At 71.2% G+C, this 20,126-nt stretch carries 19 protein-coding genes; 12 read left to right on the top strand and 7 right to left on the bottom strand.

Annotated elements, in window-relative coordinates:
• Nucleotides 1–105 precede the first annotated feature (105 nt).
• Together ACFXG1_RS23425 and ACFXG1_RS23420 are read right to left on the bottom strand one after the other, a co-directional pair.
• Nucleotides 106–1,014 (bottom strand): DUF4328 domain-containing protein, encoded by a 909-nt coding sequence (locus ACFXG1_RS23425; RefSeq protein WP_384707690.1) that lies wholly within the window; start codon nucleotides 1,012–1,014, stop codon nucleotides 106–108.
• Between the two features lie 255 nt (nucleotides 1,015–1,269).
• Nucleotides 1,270–2,910, bottom strand: coding sequence for a family 20 glycosylhydrolase (locus tag ACFXG1_RS23420; protein WP_384744393.1), 1,641 nt, complete (start codon nucleotides 2,908–2,910; stop codon nucleotides 1,270–1,272).
• A 444-nt stretch (nucleotides 2,911–3,354) separates the two neighbouring features.
• On the opposite strand from ACFXG1_RS23420, the gene ACFXG1_RS23415 reads away from it, so the two are divergent.
• The 6 genes from ACFXG1_RS23415 to ACFXG1_RS23390 all read left to right on the top strand — a co-directional run bounded on the left by ACFXG1_RS23415 (nucleotide 3,355) and on the right by ACFXG1_RS23390 (nucleotide 8,191).
• Entirely contained in the window at nucleotides 3,355–3,861 is a 507-nt protein-coding gene (locus ACFXG1_RS23415) for a 2-oxo-4-hydroxy-4-carboxy-5-ureidoimidazoline decarboxylase (RefSeq protein ID WP_384707684.1), read from the top strand.
• Nucleotides 3,862–4,009: 148 nt separating this feature from the next.
• Nucleotides 4,010–4,390: a succinate dehydrogenase, cytochrome b556 subunit gene (gene sdhC / locus ACFXG1_RS23410; protein ID WP_078902167.1), complete on the top strand. Its 381-nt coding sequence runs from the start codon at nucleotides 4,010–4,012 to the stop codon at nucleotides 4,388–4,390.
• Nucleotides 4,391–4,397: 7 nt separating this feature from the next.
• Entirely contained in the window at nucleotides 4,398–4,886 is a 489-nt protein-coding gene (locus ACFXG1_RS23405; protein ID WP_384707681.1) for a succinate dehydrogenase hydrophobic membrane anchor subunit, read from the top strand.
• Between the two features lie 21 nt (nucleotides 4,887–4,907).
• Nucleotides 4,908–6,662, top strand: a complete 1,755-nt coding sequence (gene sdhA, locus ACFXG1_RS23400; RefSeq protein WP_384707678.1) for a succinate dehydrogenase flavoprotein subunit — start codon at nucleotides 4,908–4,910, stop codon at nucleotides 6,660–6,662.
• A complete protein-coding gene (locus tag ACFXG1_RS23395) occupies nucleotides 6,662–7,423 on the top strand; it encodes a succinate dehydrogenase iron-sulfur subunit (protein WP_384707675.1) in 762 nt (253 codons plus the stop codon). Before sdhA ends, ACFXG1_RS23395 begins: the two co-directional genes overlap by 1 nt.
• A 138-nt stretch (nucleotides 7,424–7,561) precedes the next feature.
• On the top strand, nucleotides 7,562–8,191 hold the full coding sequence (locus ACFXG1_RS23390; protein ID WP_384707672.1) for a hypothetical protein: 630 nt from the start codon (nucleotides 7,562–7,564) through the stop codon (nucleotides 8,189–8,191).
• Here ACFXG1_RS23390 and ACFXG1_RS23385 read toward each other — a convergent pair.
• The gene (locus ACFXG1_RS23385; protein WP_384707669.1) at nucleotides 8,178–8,966 is read right to left on the bottom strand and encodes an alpha/beta fold hydrolase; all 789 of its coding nucleotides are present in this window, start codon (nucleotides 8,964–8,966) and stop codon (nucleotides 8,178–8,180) included. The two genes, ACFXG1_RS23390 and ACFXG1_RS23385, sit on opposite strands and share 14 nt — an antisense overlap.
• A 172-nt stretch (nucleotides 8,967–9,138) precedes the next feature.
• Here ACFXG1_RS23385 and ACFXG1_RS23380 point away from each other — a divergent pair, with 172 nt between their 5' ends.
• Genes ACFXG1_RS23380 through ACFXG1_RS23370 form a run of 3 tightly spaced genes read left to right on the top strand, consistent with a single transcriptional unit; the run spans nucleotide 9,139 to nucleotide 10,897 of the window.
• Nucleotides 9,139–9,561, top strand: a complete 423-nt coding sequence (locus ACFXG1_RS23380; RefSeq protein WP_384707666.1) for a hypothetical protein — start codon at nucleotides 9,139–9,141, stop codon at nucleotides 9,559–9,561.
• The gene (locus ACFXG1_RS23375) at nucleotides 9,558–10,064 is read left to right on the top strand and encodes a thiol-disulfide oxidoreductase DCC family protein (protein WP_384707663.1); all 507 of its coding nucleotides are present in this window, start codon (nucleotides 9,558–9,560) and stop codon (nucleotides 10,062–10,064) included. Before ACFXG1_RS23380 ends, ACFXG1_RS23375 begins: the two co-directional genes overlap by 4 nt.
• Nucleotides 10,065–10,075: 11 nt before the next feature.
• Complete coding sequence (locus tag ACFXG1_RS23370; protein WP_384707660.1) at nucleotides 10,076–10,897, top strand: TetR/AcrR family transcriptional regulator; 822 nt, start codon at nucleotides 10,076–10,078, stop codon at nucleotides 10,895–10,897.
• 51 nt (nucleotides 10,898–10,948) lie between these two features.
• Here the strand turns inward: ACFXG1_RS23370 and ACFXG1_RS23365 are convergent, their stop codons facing one another.
• Entirely contained in the window at nucleotides 10,949–13,219 is a 2,271-nt protein-coding gene (locus ACFXG1_RS23365; protein WP_384744389.1) for an MMPL family transporter, read from the bottom strand.
• Nucleotides 13,220–13,550: 331 nt separating this feature from the next.
• On the opposite strand from ACFXG1_RS23365, the gene ACFXG1_RS23360 reads away from it, so the two are divergent.
• Both ACFXG1_RS23360 and ACFXG1_RS23355 read left to right on the top strand, forming a co-directional pair.
• Nucleotides 13,551–14,216: a response regulator transcription factor gene (locus tag ACFXG1_RS23360; RefSeq protein WP_384707693.1), complete on the top strand. Its 666-nt coding sequence runs from the start codon at nucleotides 13,551–13,553 to the stop codon at nucleotides 14,214–14,216.
• Complete coding sequence (locus ACFXG1_RS23355; protein WP_384707654.1) at nucleotides 14,213–15,790, top strand: ATP-binding protein; 1,578 nt, start codon at nucleotides 14,213–14,215, stop codon at nucleotides 15,788–15,790. Before ACFXG1_RS23360 ends, ACFXG1_RS23355 begins: the two co-directional genes overlap by 4 nt.
• Before the next feature lie 4 nt (nucleotides 15,791–15,794).
• On the opposite strand, the gene ACFXG1_RS23350 is transcribed toward ACFXG1_RS23355, so the two are convergent.
• Nucleotides 15,795–17,150: a metallophosphoesterase gene (locus ACFXG1_RS23350; RefSeq protein ID WP_384707651.1), complete on the bottom strand. Its 1,356-nt coding sequence runs from the start codon at nucleotides 17,148–17,150 to the stop codon at nucleotides 15,795–15,797.
• A 107-nt stretch (nucleotides 17,151–17,257) separates the two neighbouring features.
• Complete coding sequence (locus ACFXG1_RS23345; RefSeq protein ID WP_384707648.1) at nucleotides 17,258–17,584, bottom strand: SCO4848 family membrane protein; 327 nt, start codon at nucleotides 17,582–17,584, stop codon at nucleotides 17,258–17,260.
• On the opposite strand from ACFXG1_RS23345, the gene ACFXG1_RS23340 reads away from it, so the two are divergent.
• Nucleotides 17,523–18,989 (top strand): D-alanyl-D-alanine carboxypeptidase, encoded by a 1,467-nt coding sequence (locus ACFXG1_RS23340; protein ID WP_384707644.1) that lies wholly within the window; start codon nucleotides 17,523–17,525, stop codon nucleotides 18,987–18,989. The genes ACFXG1_RS23345 and ACFXG1_RS23340 overlap by 62 nt on opposite strands.
• Before the next feature lie 30 nt (nucleotides 18,990–19,019).
• On the opposite strand, the gene ACFXG1_RS23335 is transcribed toward ACFXG1_RS23340, so the two are convergent.
• The gene (locus tag ACFXG1_RS23335) at nucleotides 19,020–20,048 is read right to left on the bottom strand and encodes a YihY/virulence factor BrkB family protein (protein ID WP_384744386.1); all 1,029 of its coding nucleotides are present in this window, start codon (nucleotides 20,046–20,048) and stop codon (nucleotides 19,020–19,022) included.
• Nucleotides 20,049–20,126: the final 78 nt, after the last annotated feature.

Raw genomic sequence — 20,126 nt, 5'->3', positions numbered from 1 at the left:
GGGCGTCTTGCGACGGTCCGTTCGAGCCCCCCGGGCCGCGGTGCGGGCCCGCACTCCCCCGGGCGGGCCCGTACCGTCGGCATGCGCCGGATCGTGCCGTGCCGGTCAGTAGGCCCTGGGCATCGTGGGCATGATCGGCATCGCGGGCTGCCAGCCCATGGCGATCTTCTCGACCTGCATGCGGGTGATCTTCCGGACGACGAAAATGGCCATCACGGCGGCGGCGACACTGAGCAGGTCGGCGAAGACGAGCCCGTACGCCGCGCTCTTCAGCGCCCCGGGTGTCTCCGCCTTGTCGTAGTTCATGACCGTGCCCTGCCAGGCCAGGTAGCTCACGATGCACAGGGTCCACCACACGGTGAGGATCGTGCGCGGCTGCTCCGACTTGGGGGCGTAAGGGTTCCGGCGGCTGGCTTCCCATGTGGCTCCCGCGACCAGCCGCGGGATCGCGACGCACGCGAAGGGGATGAACCAGCCGCCGACCGCGAAGCCCTTGCCCCACTTGTCGATCTGGGGCGCGAAGGCGGCGGCGTTGCCACGGGCTATCGCGAACCAGATGATGAAGAGGATCCCGGTCACGATCACCACCAGCACCCTGAACACGATGGCCAGGGCCATCAGGGCGTCGGCGTCGTCGGCGTCGTCCTTGGTGACGGAGAAGGGCGAGACATCCATGTCCTCCGCGACGGAGGCGAGGTTCAGGGACGCGCCGACCGACAACAGCGCGGCCAGGACGTAGACACCGAGCAGGGCGATCACCGCGTACGACAGCCCGACCGGGGCCGTGACCCGCGGAGGTGCCGGGGCGAATGGCATCGGGGCGCCGTAGGGCGCGGCACCGTACGCCGGGGGCGGGTACGAAGCCGCGGCGGGGTTGCCGTACCCGTACGCGGGGCCGGGCGGCGCGGGCTGCGCGGCGGGCTGGGCGACGGCGGTGGCGCTGGTGGCGCACGGGCCGCACAGGCCCTGCGCGGTAGCCGCCGGATTCCGGTGGCAGATGGAACAAGGTGTCATCGGTACGCCCCCCTGGCGAAGAAAGAAAGACGCGCGCGGCGCAGACGGCGGGAGCGGTGCGGGTCGGTACCGGCGCGCTCCCCCGAGGTCGTGGCGACCCCCGGTCACGGGCGTCTGCGGACGGTACGCGTTCTGACGGGTCCACGTCCAACGGGATAGGCCGTGATACCGGGGACGGGGTCGTGTTCCGGGTGCGCCCTCGAATCAGTCACCCGGCGAGGCCGGGAACATCGAGCCGGCGTCAGGAGTCAGGAGTCAGGAGACGCGCCGGGCCAGGGACTCGAAGTCCGCCCACGACCGGGACGGCGGCCGCTCGTCCCAGACCTTTTGGGCCGTGGCCGCGAGCGGGAGCGCTATGCCGCGCGCGACCTGGTCCGGGGTCTGCGCCCCCGCCAGGTCGCACCAGACCGCGAAGCTCGCGCCGCGGATCCGGGACTCGTACCGCTCCGGTACCGGCTTGGTGCCGCGGAGGACCAGCGGGGTCCACTCCTCGTATATCCGGCGGCCGGTCGGGTAGGTGAAGTCGTTGGGCTCGCCCAGGACGTAGTAGAGGTACTCGTCGTTGAGGTTCACCACCGGGCGGCCCTCGGCCAGATACTCCTCAGGGGCGCGGGCGCCGATCTCCTTGCCCGTCCAGTACTCGACCTCGACGTCCTTGTCGACGGCGACCGCGCCGCCGCGGAAGAAGCCGTCGTTCCACGCCTTGGGCCGGCGGCCGAGGTCGCGGACGACGGCGGCCCGGTCGTTCACCCAGCGGGTGGCCAGGTCGCTGACCCGGCCGCCGGGGCCGTACGCCGCGCGGGCCTTCGCCGCCAGGTCGGGGAAGGACGCCTCGGGGTCGCGCCTGGTCAGCGCCTGGTACTCGTCGCCGCCCAGATGCCAGTACGGTCCCTCGAACAGCTCGGCGTACTCCCGCAGCAGTTCGTCGACGAGCCGCGCGGACGCCGGGTCGCCGATGTCGATCGCGCCGGGGACGACCCGGCCGGACGCGTCCTTCAGCCGTAGCTCCGGATACTTCTTCAGGACCGCGCCGAGGTGGCCCGGCGAGTCGATCTCGGGGATCACGGTGATGTGGAGCGACGCGGCGAGCGCCAGGATCCGCCGGACCTCGGCCTTGGTCAGCCGCTGCGCCGAGACCACCTCGGGGTGGGTGCTCGACTCGATCCTGAACCCCTGGTCGTCGGAGAAGTGGAGCCCCAGCTGGTTCAGCTTGAGGTCGGCCATCTCACGCAGCCGGTCCTCGATCCAGCGCGCGTCGAACGGCTTCCGGGCGATGTCGATCATCAGTCCGCGCTGCGGCTTGGCGGGCGTGTCGGTGATCTCGCCCTCCGGGACGACACCCCCGGAGCGCAGGGCCTGTTTCACGGTCCGGGTGCCGTAGAAGACGCCCGCCCGGTCCCGGCCGGTGATCAGGACCCGGTCGCCGCCGGTGCGGACGGTGTACGACTCGGCCTCGCGCGGCGCGCCGTCGCCGTCGGTCAGTTCGATGTCGCCCGGTCGGACGACGGCCGTGCCCGCGTAGGGGAGCTTCAGCTCCCGGGCGAGTATCCGGGCCTCCCCGGCGAGCCGCTCGCGGCCGGGGGCGACGACGACCCGGGAGCCGGGGCCCGGTTTCCAGCCGGGGCCGCGGGCCGGGGTGTGGCGGGTGACGGCGGGCACGGTCGCGGGCGCGGCGGAGAGGGGGAGGGTGCTGTCCGGGGCGGTGGTGGGCGGTCCTGGCCGGGTGGCCGACGTGGCGGGGGCGGCGGGAGTCGGCCCGGAGGACTCGGCGGCGGACGAGTCCGAACCGCCGGCCGAGCAGCCGCCCAGGGCGAGGCCGACGACCGCCAGAAGGGCGGCGGCGGTACCCCGGGACCGGCGGCGCGCCCGAAGGGCCGGTGCCGCGTTGCGTATCACTCGTCTGCCTCCCACCGGCTCATCCGTTCAGGAACGTCAAGATCTGCCCATCTTCCGTCCATCACATGGTCCGAAACCCTCCCGTCCGGGTGAAAATCGCGCATCCGTCGGACCTCTGCTCGTACACCTGGATAGCGTTGTGTCCCATTCGCCCCTCCCTCACCAGTTCGACGCCGTGACGGGCGTGGCGGGCGCCTTTACTGCCTGTGTCGTCCTCTCGTCCTCCGCTTTGAGGAGCCCACGCTGTTCAGCGATTCCGAAACCGGGACCGGTCCGCCGGGCGCCCTGCGGGGCGCACCGGTGACCGGGTTCGTCTTACCCGCCCAGGCGACCGGCAGTCCCCGGCGCGCCGATGACGGACGCGTCCCCGGGCACCAGGGTGGAACGGCGGGCTCCGCCCGGCCACCGGAGCGCGGCGGGGGCGCCCGGCGGACCGCCCCGGGCGTGGCGCGTCTGAACGAGGCGTCGCACGAGGAGGCCATCGCCGCCCTGCTCGCCTGCTGCGGCAGCGCCCGCTGGGCCGAGCGGGTGGCGGCGCACCGCCCGTACCCGGACACCTCGGCCCTGCTGGCCGCCGGCGACGAGGCGGCATACGACCTGCGCCCCGCCGATCTCACCGAGGCGCTCGCCGACGAGTACCCGGCAGGGCCGCATCCGGACGTGCCGCAGCGTCCGCACGTCCTGATGGCGCTGGCCGCGGCGCACGACGCGTACGAGGCACGCTTCGGTCACCCGTTCGTGATCTGCCTCGACGGCTACCGGCCGGAAGAGCGGCTCGACCAGATCCTGGCGGACATCCGGCTCCGGCTGACCCAGGAGCCCGAGGACGAGCGGGAGGTCGCGGCCGAGCAGCTGAGGGGGGTCGCCCGGGGGCGGCTGCGACAGCTCGCGGCCGGGTGGGGCGAGCCGTTTCCGCCGGTCGTTCCCGGTAGCCCGTCCGTGGCTGTTTGATTGCCGGTTTGATCACACCGGAGGACCCGGCGCGAACGAACCGACAAAGCGTCGCTACGATGGCCGGGGCCGGTGGACCGTACCCGGCCGGGCCAGACCGACACCCCAAGCCGGCAGGCCCCAGTCCCCGCTCCCGGAGGGTTCTTCCGTGCCGGCTGGAACGCTGTACCGCGGCCGGGAAGGAATGTGGTCCTGGGTGGCTCATCGAGTCACCGGCGTCCTCATCTTCTTCTTCCTGTTCGTTCACGTCCTGGACACTGCTCTCGTCCGCGTCTCGCCAGAGGACTACGACAAGGTCGTGGCCGTCTACAAGACGCCGATCGTCGCCCTGTTGGAGTACGGCCTGGTGGCGGCCGTCCTCTTCCACGCGCTCAACGGCCTGCGGGTCATCGCCGTGGACTTCTGGTCCAAGGGACCGCGCTACCAGAAGCAGATGCTCTGGACCGTGATGGGCATCTGGATCGTGCTGATGGCGGGTGCCCTGTACCCCGTCCTCGGCCACGCCGCACGTGAAGTCTTCGGAGGCTGACGCCGCTATGTCCGCTGACACCTCTTCCGCCATCGGCCCCGTCGAGACCGGCGCCGATTCCGGCCCGGAGTACGACGTCGACAACCCGGCGCCCGTGATCGAGCCCCCGCGCAAGCGGACCGGCCGGACCCCCCGCTCCACCCGCGGCAACTTCGAGATGGCCGCATGGCTCTTCATGCGCCTCTCCGGTGTCGTGCTGGTGGTCCTGGTCATCGGCCACCTGATCATCCAGCTGGTGCTCGACGGCGGCGTCTCCAAGATCGGCTTCGCGTTTGTCGCGGGCCGCTGGGCGTCCCCGTTCTGGCAGGTCTGGGATCTGCTGATGCTGTGGCTCGCCATGCTGCACGGCGGCAACGGCCTGCGTACCGTCATCAACGACTACGCCGAGCGCCCGAACACGCGGCTGTGGCTCAAGGGCCTGCTGTACACCGCCACGGTGTTCACCATCCTGCTGGGCACGCTGGTGATCTTCACCTTCGACCCGAACATCCGCTAGAGCCGGGGCTGACGACACCTCATGAAGATCCACAAGTACGACACCGTCATCGTCGGCGCCGGCGGCGCGGGCATGCGCGCGGCCATCGAGGCCACCAAGCGCAGCCGTACGGCGGTACTGACCAAGCTCTACCCCACCCGCTCCCACACGGGCGCCGCTCAGGGCGGCATGGCCGCCGCGCTGGCGAACGTGGAGGAGGACAACTGGGAGTGGCACACCTTCGACACGGTCAAGGGCGGTGACTACCTGGTCGACCAGGACGCCGCCGAGATCCTGGCGAAGGAGGCCATCGACGCCGTCCTCGACCTGGAGAAGATGGGCCTGCCGTTCAACCGGACCCCGGACGGCACCATCGACCAGCGCCGCTTCGGCGGCCACTCCCGCAACCACGGCGAGGCCCCGGTCCGCCGGTCCTGCTACGCCGCGGACCGCACCGGCCACATGATCCTCCAGACGCTGTACCAGAACTGCGTCAAGGAGGGCGTGGAGTTCTTCAACGAGTTCTACGTCCTCGACCAGCTGATCACCGAGGTCGACGGGGTCAAGCGCTCCGCCGGTGTGGTGGCGTACGAGCTGGCCACCGGTGAGATCCATATCTTCCAGGCGAAGGCGGTCATCTACGCCTCCGGCGGCACCGGCAAGTTCTTCAAGGTGACCTCCAACGCGCACACGCTGACGGGTGACGGCCAGGCGGCCTGCTACCGGCGCGGGCTGCCGCTGGAGGACATGGAGTTCTTCCAGTTCCACCCGACGGGCATCTGGCGGATGGGCATCCTGCTCACCGAGGGCGCCCGCGGCGAGGGCGGCATCCTCCGCAACAAGGACGGCGAGCGCTTCATGGAGAAGTACGCGCCCGTCATGAAGGACCTCGCCTCGCGCGACGTGGTCTCCCGCTCCATCTACACGGAGATCCGCGAGGGCCGCGGCTGCGGTCCCGAGGGCGACCACGTGTACCTGGACCTGACGCATCTGCCGCCGGAGCAGCTGGACGCCAAGCTGCCCGACATCACCGAGTTCGCCCGGACCTATCTCGGTATCGAGCCCTACACGGACCCGATCCCGATCCAGCCGACCGCGCACTACGCCATGGGCGGCATCCCGACGAACGTCGAGGGCGAGGTGCTGGCGGACAACACCACCGTCGTACCCGGTCTGTACGCCGCCGGCGAGGTCGCCTGCGTCTCCGTGCACGGCGCCAACCGTCTCGGCACCAACTCGCTCCTGGACATCAACGTCTTCGGGCGCCGGGCGGGTATCGCCGCCGCCGAGTACTCCGCGACCGCCGACTACGTCGAGCTGCCGGAGAACCCGGCCGCGCTCGTCGAGGACATGGTGGAGCGGCTGCGCGAGTCCACGGGCAACGAGCGCGTGGCGGAGATCCGCCGCGAGCTTCAGGAGACCATGGACGCCAATGTGATGGTGTTCCGTACCGAGCAGACCATCAAGACGGCCGTCGAGAAGATCGGCGAGCTGCGCGAGCGCTACAAGAACGTGTCCGTCCAGGACAAGGGCAAGCGCTTCAACACGGATCTGCTGGAGGCCGTCGAGCTGGGCAACCTGCTGGAGCTGGCCGAGGTCATGGCCGTCTCCGCGCTGGCGCGCAAGGAGTCCCGCGGCGGTCACTACCGCGAGGACTACCCCAACCGGGACGACGTCAACTTCATGCGCCACACCATGGCGTACCGCGAGGTCGGCGAGGACGGCTCCGAGACCGTCCGGCTCGACTACAAGCCGGTCGTCCAGACCCGCTACCAGCCGATGGAGCGTAAGTACTGATGGCTACCCCGACCATGGACAAGGTGGAGGCCGAGGCGGCGGCCTCGTCGGACCTGATCACCGTCACGTTCCGGATCCGCCGGTTCAACCCGGAGCTGTCCGAGCACGCGGTCTGGGAGGACTTCGAGTTCGACATCGACCCCAAGGAGCGGGTCCTCGACGGCCTCCACAAGATCAAGTGGGACATCGACGGCACGCTGACCTTCCGGCGGTCGTGCGCCCACGGCATCTGCGGCTCCGACGCGATGCGGATCAACGGCAAGAACAGGCTCGCCTGCAAGACGCTGATCAAGGACATCAACCCGGACAAGCCGATCACGATCGAGGCCATCAAGGGCCTGACGGTCCTCAAGGACCTGGTCGTGGACATGGAGCCGTTCTTCCAGGCGTACCGGGACGTGATGCCGTTCCTGATCACCAAGGGGAACGAGCCCACCCGGGAGCGGCGCCAGTCCGCCGAGGACCGGGAGCGCTTCGACGACACCACCAAGTGCATCCTGTGCGCGGCGTGCACCACGTCGTGCCCGGTGTTCTGGAACGACGGGCAGTACTTCGGCCCGGCGGCGATCGTCAACGCCCACCGCTTCATCTTCGACTCGCGCGACGAGGCCGGGGAGCAGCGGCTCGAGATCCTCAACGACAAGGACGGCGTCTGGCGCTGCCGTACGACCTTCAACTGTACGGACGCCTGTCCGCGCGGTATCGAGGTCACCAAGGCGATCCAGGAAGTGAAGCGGGCGCTCATCACCCGCCGGTTCTGATCCCACGGCGGTTCTGATCCCACGGTGGTTCGGTGGTGATCCGACGGGCCTCGTGACTACTCCGGTGGTCGCGGGGCCCGTCGGCGTACGATCGAGTTGTTTGCCGTGTCGACGCCGTGGGAAGCGGGGAGCCCGACGATGACCCAGCCCGATCCGTTCCAGCCTCAGCAGCCGCCTCACCAGCCGCCGCAACCGCAGCAGCCGCCGTCCGCCGAGGGGCAGCCGGAGTACCAGTGGGGCCCGGACAGTCCGCCGGGCACGCCCGCTTACGGGCATCCCGCGCCCGGTTACGGCTATCCGGACCCGGCCGCCGGATACAACCCGACCATGCCCGGGATGCCGGGCGCGCCCGGCGCTCCGGGGATGCAGGGGATGCCGGTGCCCGCGCAGCCGACCATGGGCGCCGGGGCGGTGACGGGCGGGACACCGCTGGTGTCGATCGGCGACATCACCGTCCTGCCGGACACGATCATCACCCCGTCCGGGAACATGCCGCTGCGCGGCGCTGTCTGGAACGCCACGGACATGTCCCGGACGGAGGAGAAGATCCCGGCCCATGCCATCGTGCTGGCGGTGATCTTCTTCTTCGCCTGTCTGCTGGGGCTGCTGTTCCTGCTCATGAAGGAGAAGAAGACCACCGGCTATATCCAGGTCACCGTCACCGGTGGCGGGCGCCACCACGCGACGATGATCCCGGCCCGGAACGCCATGACCTTCCAGGAGGTCATGGGCCAGGTGAACTACGCCCGCTCGATCAGCACGATCTGACGAAGTCCGTCAGCAGGGCGGTGATCTCCGCCGGGCGCTCCAGGCTCGGCAGATGACCGGCCCAGGGCAGGTGGAGCCGGCGGGCGGCGGGCAGTAGCGCCGTCTGCCGGTCGGCGGCCTCGTGGAAGTCCGGCAGATCGTGGGCGCCGGAGACGACCAGGGCCGGTACGGTCACGGCGGCCAGCGCCGCCGGGTCGAAGTCCCCGTCGCCGCTGTGCTCGTCGGCGCCCGCGAGCTGGATCCCGTACGCCCGGTACTGCATCTCCGTCACGGCCGCCAGGGCCGCCTCACCGGCCTCGGGCCCGAGGAACGTCCGCGCGCAGAGGGCCGCGGCCTCCTCCAGATCGCCGTATCCGACGAGTTCGGTCTCGCGCTCGTCGAAGGCGGTCATCTCGGCGCTGTCGGGGACACCGGGGAGTCCGGCGCAGAGCAGCGCGAGCCCGGCGACCCGGCCGGGGAAGCGGGCGGCGATCTCCAGGGCGGTCCGGCCGCCGTAGGACGCGCCGATCAGGACCGCGCGGTCCATACCGACGGCGTCCATCACGGCGAGGACGTCGTCGGCGTCGTTGTAGGGCCCCTGGCCGCAGGGGGTGTCGCCGAAGCCGCGGAAGTCGGCGCGGACGACGCGGTGTCCGGCCGCGGCGAGGGACTCGTACAGGCCGTCCCACATCCGGCGGTCGCAGACCGTCGAGTGCAGAAGGACGACGTCCCGTCCCGTGTTCTGCCCGGTGTTCTGTGCGCTGTCCGGCGTGCCGGTTATGTCATACGTGATCATCGCGGCGGACTCTACCCCGCGGCCGGGTCCGGGTCTCCCTCTTTTCCCGCCGTCGTCGGCCGGTGCGCCGACCCCCTCTTTCCGGAACGCCTTATTCCGCGTTGAACATGTTCAAAAACAGGGCTACATTCCTGCTGTCGGATCTTTTGAACATGTTCAGAAAGGTCGGGGAATGGATCTCCATGTCGTCGGATACCTGGTCTATCTGCCGGTCAGCGTGGCGCTGACCGTCTGGGTCGCCCGCACACTGAGCCGCAACGGCCGGATCTTCCTCGCCGATGTGACCGGCGGCGACGAGAAGCTCGCCGATGCCGTGAACCATCTGCTGGTCGTCGGCTTCTACCTGGTGAATCTGGGCTTCGTCGCCCTCTATCTGAAGATCGGGGGGACGATCCTGGACACCCGTGAGCTGTTCGACGAGCTGTCGGTGAAGTTCGGTGTGGTCCTGCTCGTCCTGGGGCTGCTGCACCTCACCAACGTCTATGTCCTCAACAAGATCCGGCGGCGCGGGATGATGGACCGCGAAACCGTGCCGCCGGTCGCGCCCGGTGGCTGGGTGCCGCCCATGCCGCACGGCGCCCCGGACCCGCGATGACATCCGCCCCGAGCCTCCGGAGGACACCGGTCCACCGGCTCACGGTGCTCTACGACGAGGCGTGCGGGCTCTGCGCCCATCTGCGGGACTGGCTCGTACGGCAGCGTCAGCTGGTGCCGCTGGAGCTGGTTCCCGCCGGATCGGGCCGGGCGCGGGGGCTCTTCCCCGGTCTCGACCACACGACGACCCTCCGGCGGATCACCGTGATCGGCAACCGGGGGCAGGTCTACACGGACGACGCGGCGTTCCTCGTCTGTCTGTGGGCGCTGGCCGAGCACCGGGCGACGGCCCACCGGCTCGCGACCCCGGCCGGAAAGCCGTTCGTCCGGGCAGCGGTCCTCGCCGCGTCGGCGTACCGGTCCGCCACCGGGGCCGCGGACCGCGAGATACCCGCCACTCGGGACCGTGATGAGGACGACCACGACTACGGTCACGACGGCGTCCACCAAGGCGTCCCTTCCGCCGGTCCGCCCTGTGACGACCGGTGCGCCCCGCCCGGTTAGGCTCGGGCAGCGTGACCGACCGGACCAACGAACCCAGCGTCGCCCGAGTCCCCAAGAGCGAGCAGACGCCCAAGAGCGAGCAGACCCGCACCCTGATCCTGGAGACCGCGTTGCGGCTCTTCCAGGAGCGCGGTTACGACCGGACCACGATGCGGGCCATCGCCAAGGAGGCGGGGGTGTCGGTGGGGAACGCGTACTACTACTTCGCCTCCAAGGAGCATCTGGTCCAGGGGTTCTACGACCGGATCGGTGCCGAGCACCGGGCCGCCGTACGACCCCTGCTGGACCGTGAGACCGATCTGACGAAACGGCTCTCGGGGGTGCTGAACGCCTGGCTCGACGTGGCGGAGCCGTACCACGAGTTCGCGGCCCAGTTCTTCAAGAACGCGGCCGATCCGGAGAGCCCGCTCAGCCCCTTCTCACCCGAGTCGGAGCCCGCGCGGGAGGCGGCCGTCGCCATGCACCGGGAGGTGCTGGCCGGGTCGCGGACGAAGGTCCCCGCCGAGCTGAAGGACACCCTGCCGGAGATGATGTGGCTGGCGCAGATGGGCATGGTGCTCTGCTGGGTCTTCGACCGCTCCGACGGCCATGAGCGCGCCCGGCAACTGGCCGGCCAGGGGGCGCGGATCACGGCCAAGGGGATCGTCCTGGCCCGCTTCAAGGTGCTGCGGACGCTCGTGGTCGACGTACACGAACTGCTGACGGACCTGCTGCCGGGGATGGCGCAGGGCGCGGCGGCCCGGCGGAACGGAGCCGACGCCGCCGCACGGCGCAAGGCCGCGCGGCGGAAGACCCCGGTGGAGGGGTCGGGGGCGGACACCGCCCCCGAGTGACGGGCACCCCGGACGGAGATCGGGGTGCCCTGAGCCCGGCTACCGCAAGGCCTACCGCTTACCCGAGACGGACAGCCCGGCTTTCTCGGGGGGTCGGCCGGAGTCGCCCGAGTCCGCCGAAGCCGATGAGTCCCCTGAGCGCGCCGAGTCCGCCGGATCCGCCAAGTCCTCTGCGTCCGCCGGTTCGACCGCCAGGTGCGGCAGGATCCGGTCCAGCCGTTCCGGCAGCCACCAGTTGGCCCGGCCCAGCAGATGCATCGCGGCCGGGACCAGTGCCGTCCGTACGACGAACGCGTCCAGCGCGACCGCGGCGGCCAGTCCCACCCCGACCATCGCGGCCTCCATATCGCCGCTGAAGACGAAGGCCAAGAAGACACAGATCATGATCAGGGCGGCGGAGTTGATGACCCGTCCGGTCTCGGCGAGGCCCACCCGGACGGCACGGGCGTTGTCCCCGGTGCGTATCCACTCCTCGTGCATCCGGCTGACGAGGAACACCTGATAGTCCATCGAGAGACCGAACAGCAGGGAGAGCATGAGCGCCGGGAGGAAGGCCGTGATCGGGCCCTCCTTGCCGAAGCCCGCCAGCTCCCCGCCCCAGCCCCACTGGAAGACCGCCACCATGACACCGAAGGAGGCGGCAGCCGCGATCAGATTCATCCCGGCCGCCAGCAGCGGTACCCCGATGGAGCGGAACGCGATCAGCAGGAGCAGGGCGCCGAGGGCGACGACGGTGACGATGAAGTACGGCAGCCGGTCGCGGCTGACCTCGGCGAAGTCCTTGCCGACCGCGGTGTTCCCGCCGACATGGGCCTGTTCGCCTGACGGCTTCACGACCTCGTCGCGCAGGGTGTCGACCAGCCGGTCGGTGGCCTCGTCCTGCGGCGCGGTCGCCGGGATCACGGAGATCACGGAGACCGGGGAGCCCGGCGGCACCGGCAGCACCTCGGCCCGTACGACCCCCTCGGTCGCCTTCGCCCGCTCGGTCAGCGCCGCCACCGCGGCCGGGGTCGCGCCGTCGACGACGATCTGGAGCGGGCCGTTGACACCGGGGCCGAAGCCGTCGGCGAGCAGGTCGTACGCCTTCCTCGTGGTGGTGTCCTCGGGGTGGTTGCCGTGGTCGATGATGCCCAGCCGCAGGGAGAGCACCGGCAGGGCCAGGACGACCATGACCAGCAGGGCGACGGCGCCGATGATCCGGGGCCGCCGTTCGACCAGGGTGGACCAGCGGACGGCCGCACCCGGGGCCGCGTCGGCCGCGGGGGCAGGGGCGGATCCGGTACCCGAGGGTCCGCCCGCCGACAGCCGGCGCCGCTGTGCCCGGCTGAGGACCCTGGTACCGAGCGCGCCCAGCAACGCGGGCAGCAGGGTGATCGAGGCCAGGACGGTCAGGACCACCGTCAGGGACGCGGAGACGACGATGCCGTCGAGGAAGCGCAGATTCGTCACCAGCATCCCCGCCAGGGATATGCAGACCGTGACGCCCGCGAAGATCACCGCACGCCCCGAGGTGTCGAGCGCCATGACGGCCGCTCGTTCCGGGTCGACGCCCCGTAGCAGCGCCTTGCGGTGCCGGGTGACGATGAACAGCGCGTAGTCGATACCGACTCCGAGGCCGACGAGGGTGCCGAGCAGCGGCGCGACCGTGCCCATCGTGACGACATTGCTGATCAAACCGGTCGCCAGCAGTCCGATACCGACCCCGAACACCGCCACCACCAGCGGCAGCAGCATCGCGAAGAACGAACCGAAGGCGACGAAGAGCACGATCGCGGCCGCGGCGATACCCACGGCCTCGGCCGTCCCGCCCGGCGGTCCGGCGGCGTAGACGATCGCCTGGCCGCCGAGTTCGACCCGCAGTCCGTCGGTACGGGCCTCGCCCGCGCGCTCGACGACCGCCTCGACCAGCGCCTTCGGAACCTGCTCCGAACGCTCGGCGAAGACGACGGTCGCATAGGCGGTCCGGCCGTCGGAGCTGATCGCCCGCGCGCCGTGGGCGCCGTACGGACTGATCACCTCGCCGACGCCGGTCATCCCCGCGATCTCCCGCAACGCGGGCTCCAGCCGCTCGCGGACGGCCCCGTCGCGGACCGTGCCGTCGTCGGTCCGCCACACCACCGTCGTCCGGTCGCCGGAGCGGTCCGGGAAGGCCGATGCCATCAGGTCGTACGCCCGGCGGGAGTCGCTGCCGGAGAGGGTGTAGTCGTTCGAGTACGCCGACCCCTTGACCCCGCTCAGCACGCCCAGACCAAGCAGCGTCACCACCCACAGCACCAGGACCACCAGCCTGTGCCGATAGCACCAGCGTGCCCATGCCCTCACGTCGTCTTCCCTCCGCCGTACCGTACTGTTCCGTACCGTTTTGTCGCGCCGGGATCGCCCCGGCCGCTCCTCAGCTTCGGCCGGTGGTCCGGCGTACGGGGCTCCACGGGCCCGACACTCAAGGAACTCCAAGACTTCGGCGGCCCAACGGCCGGGACGTGCGCCGATACTGAGGACGGCTGCGGCGGAAGGGGGCACGGGCATGGAACGGTCGGCCGGACAACGGCTCGACGGGGCGGAGGTCGGTGGGGGTACCGGCCCGGGGATCGGTGGGGGGACCGGCGCGGGGATCGACGGGGGTACCGGCGCGGGGGTCGGCGGGGGCGCGACCGTGCTCGTTCTGGAGGACGAGCCGGGCATCGCCGACATCCTCTCGATCGCGCTGCGCCACCACGCGTTCTCGGTACTGGCGGCGGGCACCGTACGGCAGGCCCGGCTGCTGATCGAACGGACCCGGCCCGACGCGGCGCTGCTGGATGTGATGCTGCCGGACGGAGACGGCCGGTCCTTCGGCCATGAGCTGCGGATACGCCATCCGGAGACGGCCGTGTTGTTTCTGACCGCCCGGGACGCTCCCGAGGAGGTCGTGGGCGCGCTGCGGTTCGGCGACGACTACATCACCAAGCCGTTCCATGTGGACGAGGTGGTGGCCAGGATCGGGGCCGTACTGCGCCGCACCCGGTCCGCGGACGTCCTGCCGGTGCCGCCGCCGCTGTGCCACGGGGATCTGGAGCTGGACGAGACGACGTTCGCCGTACGTCGCGCGGGGCGGGAGGTGCCGCTCACGCCCACGGAGTACGCGCTGCTGCGGTTCCTGGTGCGCAACGCGGGGCGGGTGGTGCCGAAGGAGCAGTTGCTGCGGCATGTGTGGCAGTACGAGCACGCCGTCGAGTCGACCGTGGTGGAGACGTACATCAGCTATCTGCGCCGCAAACTGGACCCGTTGGGACCGCCGTTGATCATCACCCGCCGGGGGATCGGATACGGGCTGGCATGAAGCGGATACGGGGCGGGGCGAAGGGGATTCCGGGCGGCGCGAGGCGGATACGCGGCGGGGCGAAGGGGGTACGGGGCGGTGCGAAGGGGTCCCTGCGCGTCAAGCTGACGCTGGTCAATCTGGCGCTGCTGCTGCTCGGTGTGGTGGTCGCGATCGCCTGCAGCCTGCTGGCGATGCGGCACTATCTGCACGAGCGGGTGGACCGTGAGCTGCTGACGAGCCGGGACGCCATCGAGGACACCGGTCTGACCCGGGAACAGATCAACTCGTTCCACGAGATGTCGGCGCTGCTCCAGCATGTGACGGGCGCGGAGGGACCCGGCTCCCTGCTGCCGGTACCGGAGACCCTGCTGGTGGCGCTGGACGCCGAACTGAGGCCAACGGAGTTCGCCCGCCATCCGCCGACCGGCCGGCAGTTGGGACTGGCGGCGGCCGTACGGGACCCGTTGGGCCTGGCCGAGGGGGAGACGACGCGCGATGTGGAGGTGGCCGGGGACGCGTACCGGGTCGTCGCCGCGCGGCTGCCGGACGGCTCCGTCCTCCTGCTGGCGTCCGATCTGGAGGCCGTGGGGTCCGTGGTCCACCAGGCGCTCCGGGTCGACGCCGCGTTCGGTGCGCTGCTGCTGGCCCTGCTGGCGCTGGGCACGCTGACGAGCACCAAGCACCTGGTCCGCCCGCTGGAGCACATGGTGGAGACGGCGTCGGCGATCGCGGAGGGCGATCTGACCCGGCGGGTTCCGGCCGGGCGGCATCCGGTCAACGAGATCGAGCAGCTGCGGGTGGCCCTGAACGCGATGCTGCACCAGGTGGAGTCCGCGTTCGAGACCCGGGAACGCAGCGCGGCCCAGCTACGGAGATTCGCCGCGGACGCCTCGCACGAGCTGCGGACACCGCTGTCGGCGATCCGCGGCTACCTCCAGCTGTACGACCGGGGGATGCTGGCCGAGCCCGAGGACCGGGCGCGGGCGCTGGCGCGGATGCAGGCGGAGACCGACCGGATGGCCCGGCTGGTGGAGGAGCTGCTGCTGCTGGCCCGGCTGGACCAGCGGCCACCGGTCCGGCCGGGGCCCGTGGATCTGGCGCGGCTGGCCCGGGACGCCGCCGGAGACCTGGCGGCGCAGCAGCCGTCGCGGCCGGTGACGGTACGCGCGACCGGGGAAACCGAGGTGCTCGGGGAGGAGGCGTCGCTCCGTCAGCTGGTGGGGAACCTGCTGGCCAACGCCCGGGTCCACACCCCGGCGGACACCCCGGTCCTGGTGGAGGCGGGGCGGGGGCCCGGTGGCGCGGTACGGCTGCGGGTGGCGGACCGGGGCCCCGGGATGGCCCCGCACGACGCCGACCGGATCTTCGACCGCTTCTTCCGGGCCGGTACGGGCACGGGCGGCGGCAGCGGGCTCGGGATGTCCGTCGTACGGGCGGCGGCCGACGCGCACGGCGCGGATGTGGAGGTCCGTACGGCACCCGGTGACGGGCTGACCGTCACCGTGACTTTCCCGGAGGTGTCCTGGTCAGGGGCGTCCCGGTCAGGGGCGGGGTCCGAAGCGGGGCCGGGGCCGGGGGCAGGGCCGGAGTAGGGGGTTACGCCTCGGGGGACGCGAGCTGGACCACGGTGATGTCGGAGTCCGCGCCCACCCGCACCGGGGGTCCCCAGGCGCCCGCGCCCCGGGTGACGTACAGCTGGGTGTCTCCGTAGCGTTCGAGACCGGCGACGGTGGGGTTGGCCAGGGCGGCCAGATACTCACCGGGCCAGAGCTGGCCGCCGTGCGTATGCCCGGAGAGCTGGAGATCGACCCCGTGCCGCCTCGCGTCGTGGACGACGACGGGCTGATGGGCGAGGAGGACGGCGGTACGGCCGCGATCGCGGTCGCCGAGCGCCTTGTCGAAGTCGGGGCCCTTGCCCTCGGTCTCGCCCGCCAGGTCGTCCACCCCGGCGAGGTCGAAGCCCGCGGCGATCTCCACCCGCTCGTTCTCCAGCGGTCGCAGGCCCAGTTCCCGGACGTGGTCGATCCACTGCTGCGCGCCGGAGAAGTACTCGTGGTTGCCGGTGACGAAGAACGAGCCGTGGCGCGCCTCGAGACCGGTCAGCGGCTCGGCGGCACGGCCCAGGTCGTCGACGTTCCCGTCGACCATGTCGCCGACGATGGCGACCAGGTCCGGATTGGCCGCGTTGATCGTGTCGACGATCCGCCGGGTGTGGGCCCGGCCCAGGATCGGCCCGAGGTGGATATCGCTGACCACCGCGATCCGGAAGCCATGGGCCGACCGCGGGAGCTTGGCCAGGGGAACGGTGACCCGCTTGAGGCTCGGGCCGTTGAGCACGCCGTACGTGCCGAAGCCGACGGTCCCCACAGCGGCGGCGGCAGCTCCCCCGCCGACGACCCGGGAGACGAACATGCGCCGCGACAGAGCGACCGGACGGACCGGGGCCCCGGGCTCGGAAACGGAGTCGGGCGTGGGCTGGGACGCGAGCTTGGGTTCGACCAGAGACTCGGTCGGGTGCGCGGCCGGACCGCCGGAGGTCCCGGCCAGCACGGACGCGGGCTCGGAAACGATCTCGGCCGGGCCGGATGTCTCGGCGTGCGCCGTCGTGACGGTGCCCGCCCCGGTCCGGGTGTCGCGGCGCGCGGCGAGCCGCAGCCAGACGAACCGTACGACCTCTCCCGCCACCAGGAACAGCACCAGATACAGCAGCAGCGCCAGCCACATGAACCCCGGCCAGGCGAGGATCTGCTGGGCCCGGAACGGGACGCCCGAGCGGGCCGAGAACTGGGCCGCGACCGAGATCAGCGGCAGGACGGTCAGCACGACCGCGCCGATCCGCCGCGCCCGTGTGCTGGTCGTCAGATCGCGGACGAGTCTCCGCCAGATGTACCAGTGCGCCGCCGCGAGCAGCGCGATCACGGCGACCACCGCGAGCAGGACGACCACGATCACAGACCGCTCCCTCGTTCTTCGTGAACTCCCGTGGGGCCCGGTCTCCCCCGGGGCCCCTCCGGGCATCTCAACGCGTCAGCCGCGCCGCTGGTGCCCGGGTTCCGCGATCACCCCCGGGCCGCGTCCCCGGAAGCGGCATCAGAAGCGGCACGGGAACCATCGTGACCTGCCGGGACGGCGGTCGCGGGCCCGTCCACGGCCGGTCGCAGCGCCCTGACGCCCCGGAACCCGATGACCCCAATGACCGTCCCCAGAAGAAACGAGACGACGGCGAGCACAAGATGGACCCAGAAGTAGCCGGTGGGGTCACCGGCTTCGTCGAAAGCGAGACCGCTGCCGTCCTTCCAGAGATTCCTGACGAAAGATATCCAGATGAACCAGCTCCACGCCCCGAAGGCGAGCAGGAACCAGGAGACGGGGCGGCTGAGCTTCATGGGACCAGTATCCGGTCGGCGGGCGGACGCGGGCCGCCGGGGTCGGCCGCCGTACCGGCGACTCGCCGACCCGACAAGCATATTTTCCCGACCGACAGGTAATTTCTCGTCCGTGTCTGTTCTGAGAAAGACGGTCCTGACGGCCGCCGCCGCGTCGCTTCTCCCAGCGCTCGCCGCCGCCCCCGCCTACGCGTACGCATACGAGGGGACCGCCGTCGCCGCCACCCCGGCCCCGAGCACGTCCGCGACCGCGCCCGCGACGGACGGCAAGCCGGCGGGGCGGGACGCGGGGGCCCCGAAGCAGCCCGCGCCCCCGGCCGCCATGTCCACGGTCGGCGGCACGCTGCTGGGACGGCCAGGGACGCAGGTCAAGCTCGGGGCCGGGGCGCCCGTGCTGCCGAAGGAGCTGAGCGCCCGGTCGTGGGTGGTGGCCGACGCGGAGACCGGTGACGTCCTGGCCGCGAACAACGCGCACTGGCGGCTGCCGCCCGCCTCCACCCTGAAGATGCTCTTCGCGGACACCCTGCTGCCCAAGGTGCCCAAGACGGACACCCGCAAGGTCACCTGGAAGGACCTGGAGGGTGTGGGGCCCGGCAGCAGCGCCGTGGGCGTCAAGGAGGAGCTGACGTACAGCGCCCACGATCTGTGGAACGGGGTCTTCCTGGTCTCCGGCAACGACGCCGTCCATGTGCTCGCGGCGATGAACGGCGGCATCGACAAGACCGTCCAGGAGATGCAGGCGCACGCGGAGGAGTTGCAGGCGCTCGACACCCAGGTCGTCTCGCCGGACGGCTATGACGCGCCGGGTCAGGTGTCGTCCGCGTACGACCTCACCCTGATCGCCCGCAGCGGGCTCCAGAAGAAGGACTTCCGGGACTACGCGGCGACGGTGGAAGCCCAGTTCCCCGGCCGGATGGTCGACGGCAAACGGGAGACCTTCGCCATCGCCAATACGAACCGGCTGCTGACCGGGGACGGAGTGGCCCCCTACGCGGGGATCGCGGGCGTGAAGAACGGCAATACGTCCCAGGCGGGCGCGACCTTCACCGGGGTCGCCGAACGCAACGGCAAGGTCCTGCTCGTCACCGTGATGAACCCGGACTCCGGCGAGCGCCAGGCCGTCTACAAGGAGACCTCGCGCCTGCTGGACTGGGGCTTCGCGGCGGCGGGCAAGGTCACCCCGGTGGGCGAACTGGTCGCGCCCCGTTCGGCGACCCCGCCGGTGGGCGCGGGCCCCGACAAGCACTCCGCCCAGACGGACCGTACGAAGACGGCGTCGGCGGAGAACGAGCGGGCGTCGTCGGGGGGCGTGGGCACGGCGCTCGCGATCGCGGGCGGGGTGCTGGTGGTCCTCGCGGGCGGGGTGTTCCTGGTGAACCGGCGCTGGCCGAGGCACCGGGTCTGAGCCGTCGAAGGCCGTTCGGCGCGGGGGTCGTCAGGTCCCGCCGCCGGACGGCCGGTCCGGTTCCGGTTCTTCCTCCCCTGCTTCTCCTGTTTCTCCTGTCTCTCCTGCTTTCCCGGCTTCCGGTGCTTCTCCTGCTTCCGGTGATTCCGGTGCTTCCGCTGTTGCCGGTGGTTCCGGTGTTGCCGCCGTTTCCTGGTCGGGCTCGTCGTCCGGTTTCCGCGTCGCCGTCCACGCCGCACAGAACAGCAGCAGCTTCGCGGTCAGATTGATCCACAGCAGCAGGGCGACCGGGACGCCGAACGCCCCGTACAGACTTCGCCCCGCGACCTCCCGGATATACCCGCCGATCAGCAGCTTCAGCGCCTCGAAGCCGACGGCGCCGATCAGCCCGGCCACCACCAGCCGGCGGCGCGGCGGATGCACCCCCGGGAGCAGCGTCAGCAGATAGAGCAGGATCAGGAAGTCGGCGGCGACGGCGATCGCGATCGCCGCGACCCGCAGCAGAACACCCTCGGACCCGCCGCCGTCGAGGCCGAGCCGGTCCGCGCCCCACCCCACCGCTGTCGACCCGAGCGCGGAGGCGACCACCGACGCGAGGGCGGTGGCGCCGAGCCCCAGCAGGATGACCGCGTCCTCCGCCTTGCGGACGATCGGATTGCCCTGATCGAGGTCGTCGAGCCCCCACACCGCCCGCAGACAGTCCCTTATCGCCCCCACCCAGCCGATACCGGTGAGCAGCAGCAGGGCGCCGGAGACCAGTCCGACGGTCCCCGCGTTGGCGGCCAGGGCCGCGATGTCCAGCTGGTCGGAGATGCCCGGCACCTGGTCGCCGATCCGCTCCTCAAGACGGGTCAGCCGGTCCTGGCTCAACAGCGCGGCGCCGACCGCCACCGCCAGGCTGATCAGCGGGAACATCGCGAGAAAGCTGAGGAAGGTGATGGCGGCGGCGAGCCGCGTCCAGTGCACCCGCTCCAGCGTTTCGTAGGTGTGCCAGGGGTGCGTCCGCATCAGCCGGACCACCCACGGCCCGACGACGGGAAGCCTGCTCAACCAGTCCATGGCCTACGCGTACCCCTCCTCGCCCCGCCAACCGCCGTCCCGGCCGATGGGGCGTCCGTCACACCCCGGGCCCGTCAC

The sequence above is a fragment of the Streptomyces sp. NPDC059248 genome, assembly GCF_042753905.1.
Taxonomy (GTDB): domain Bacteria; phylum Actinomycetota; class Actinomycetes; order Streptomycetales; family Streptomycetaceae; genus Streptomyces.
The sequence above is the reverse complement of the archived record's forward strand: the minus strand, read 5'-3'. Positions and strand labels throughout refer to the sequence as shown.

Bases quoted from the DNA above. Each gene is read 5' to 3' on its own strand.
- sdhA (WP_384707678.1), top strand. From the start codon at position 4,908: ATGAAGATCCACAAGTACGACACCGTCATCGTCGGCGCCGGCGGCGCG.
- ACFXG1_RS23380 (WP_384707666.1), top strand. From the start codon at position 9,139: ATGGATCTCCATGTCGTCGGATACCTGGTCTATCTGCCGGTCAGCGTG.
- ACFXG1_RS23395 (WP_384707675.1), top strand. From the start codon at position 6,662: ATGGCTACCCCGACCATGGACAAGGTGGAGGCCGAGGCGGCGGCCTCG.
- ACFXG1_RS23390 (WP_384707672.1), top strand. From the start codon at position 7,562: ATGACCCAGCCCGATCCGTTCCAGCCTCAGCAGCCGCCTCACCAGCCG.
- ACFXG1_RS23405 (WP_384707681.1), top strand. From the start codon at position 4,398: ATGTCCGCTGACACCTCTTCCGCCATCGGCCCCGTCGAGACCGGCGCC.
- ACFXG1_RS23425 (WP_384707690.1), bottom strand. From the start codon at position 1,014: ATGACACCTTGTTCCATCTGCCACCGGAATCCGGCGGCTACCGCGCAG.
- ACFXG1_RS23345 (WP_384707648.1), bottom strand. From the start codon at position 17,584: ATGAAGCTCAGCCGCCCCGTCTCCTGGTTCCTGCTCGCCTTCGGGGCG.
- ACFXG1_RS23385 (WP_384707669.1), bottom strand. From the start codon at position 8,966: ATGATCACGTATGACATAACCGGCACGCCGGACAGCGCACAGAACACC.
- ACFXG1_RS23355 (WP_384707654.1), top strand. From the start codon at position 14,213: ATGAAGCGGATACGGGGCGGGGCGAAGGGGATTCCGGGCGGCGCGAGG.
- ACFXG1_RS23375 (WP_384707663.1), top strand. From the start codon at position 9,558: ATGACATCCGCCCCGAGCCTCCGGAGGACACCGGTCCACCGGCTCACG.
- ACFXG1_RS23340 (WP_384707644.1), top strand. From the start codon at position 17,523: ATGAACCAGCTCCACGCCCCGAAGGCGAGCAGGAACCAGGAGACGGGG.
- ACFXG1_RS23335 (WP_384744386.1), bottom strand. From the start codon at position 20,048: ATGGACTGGTTGAGCAGGCTTCCCGTCGTCGGGCCGTGGGTGGTCCGG.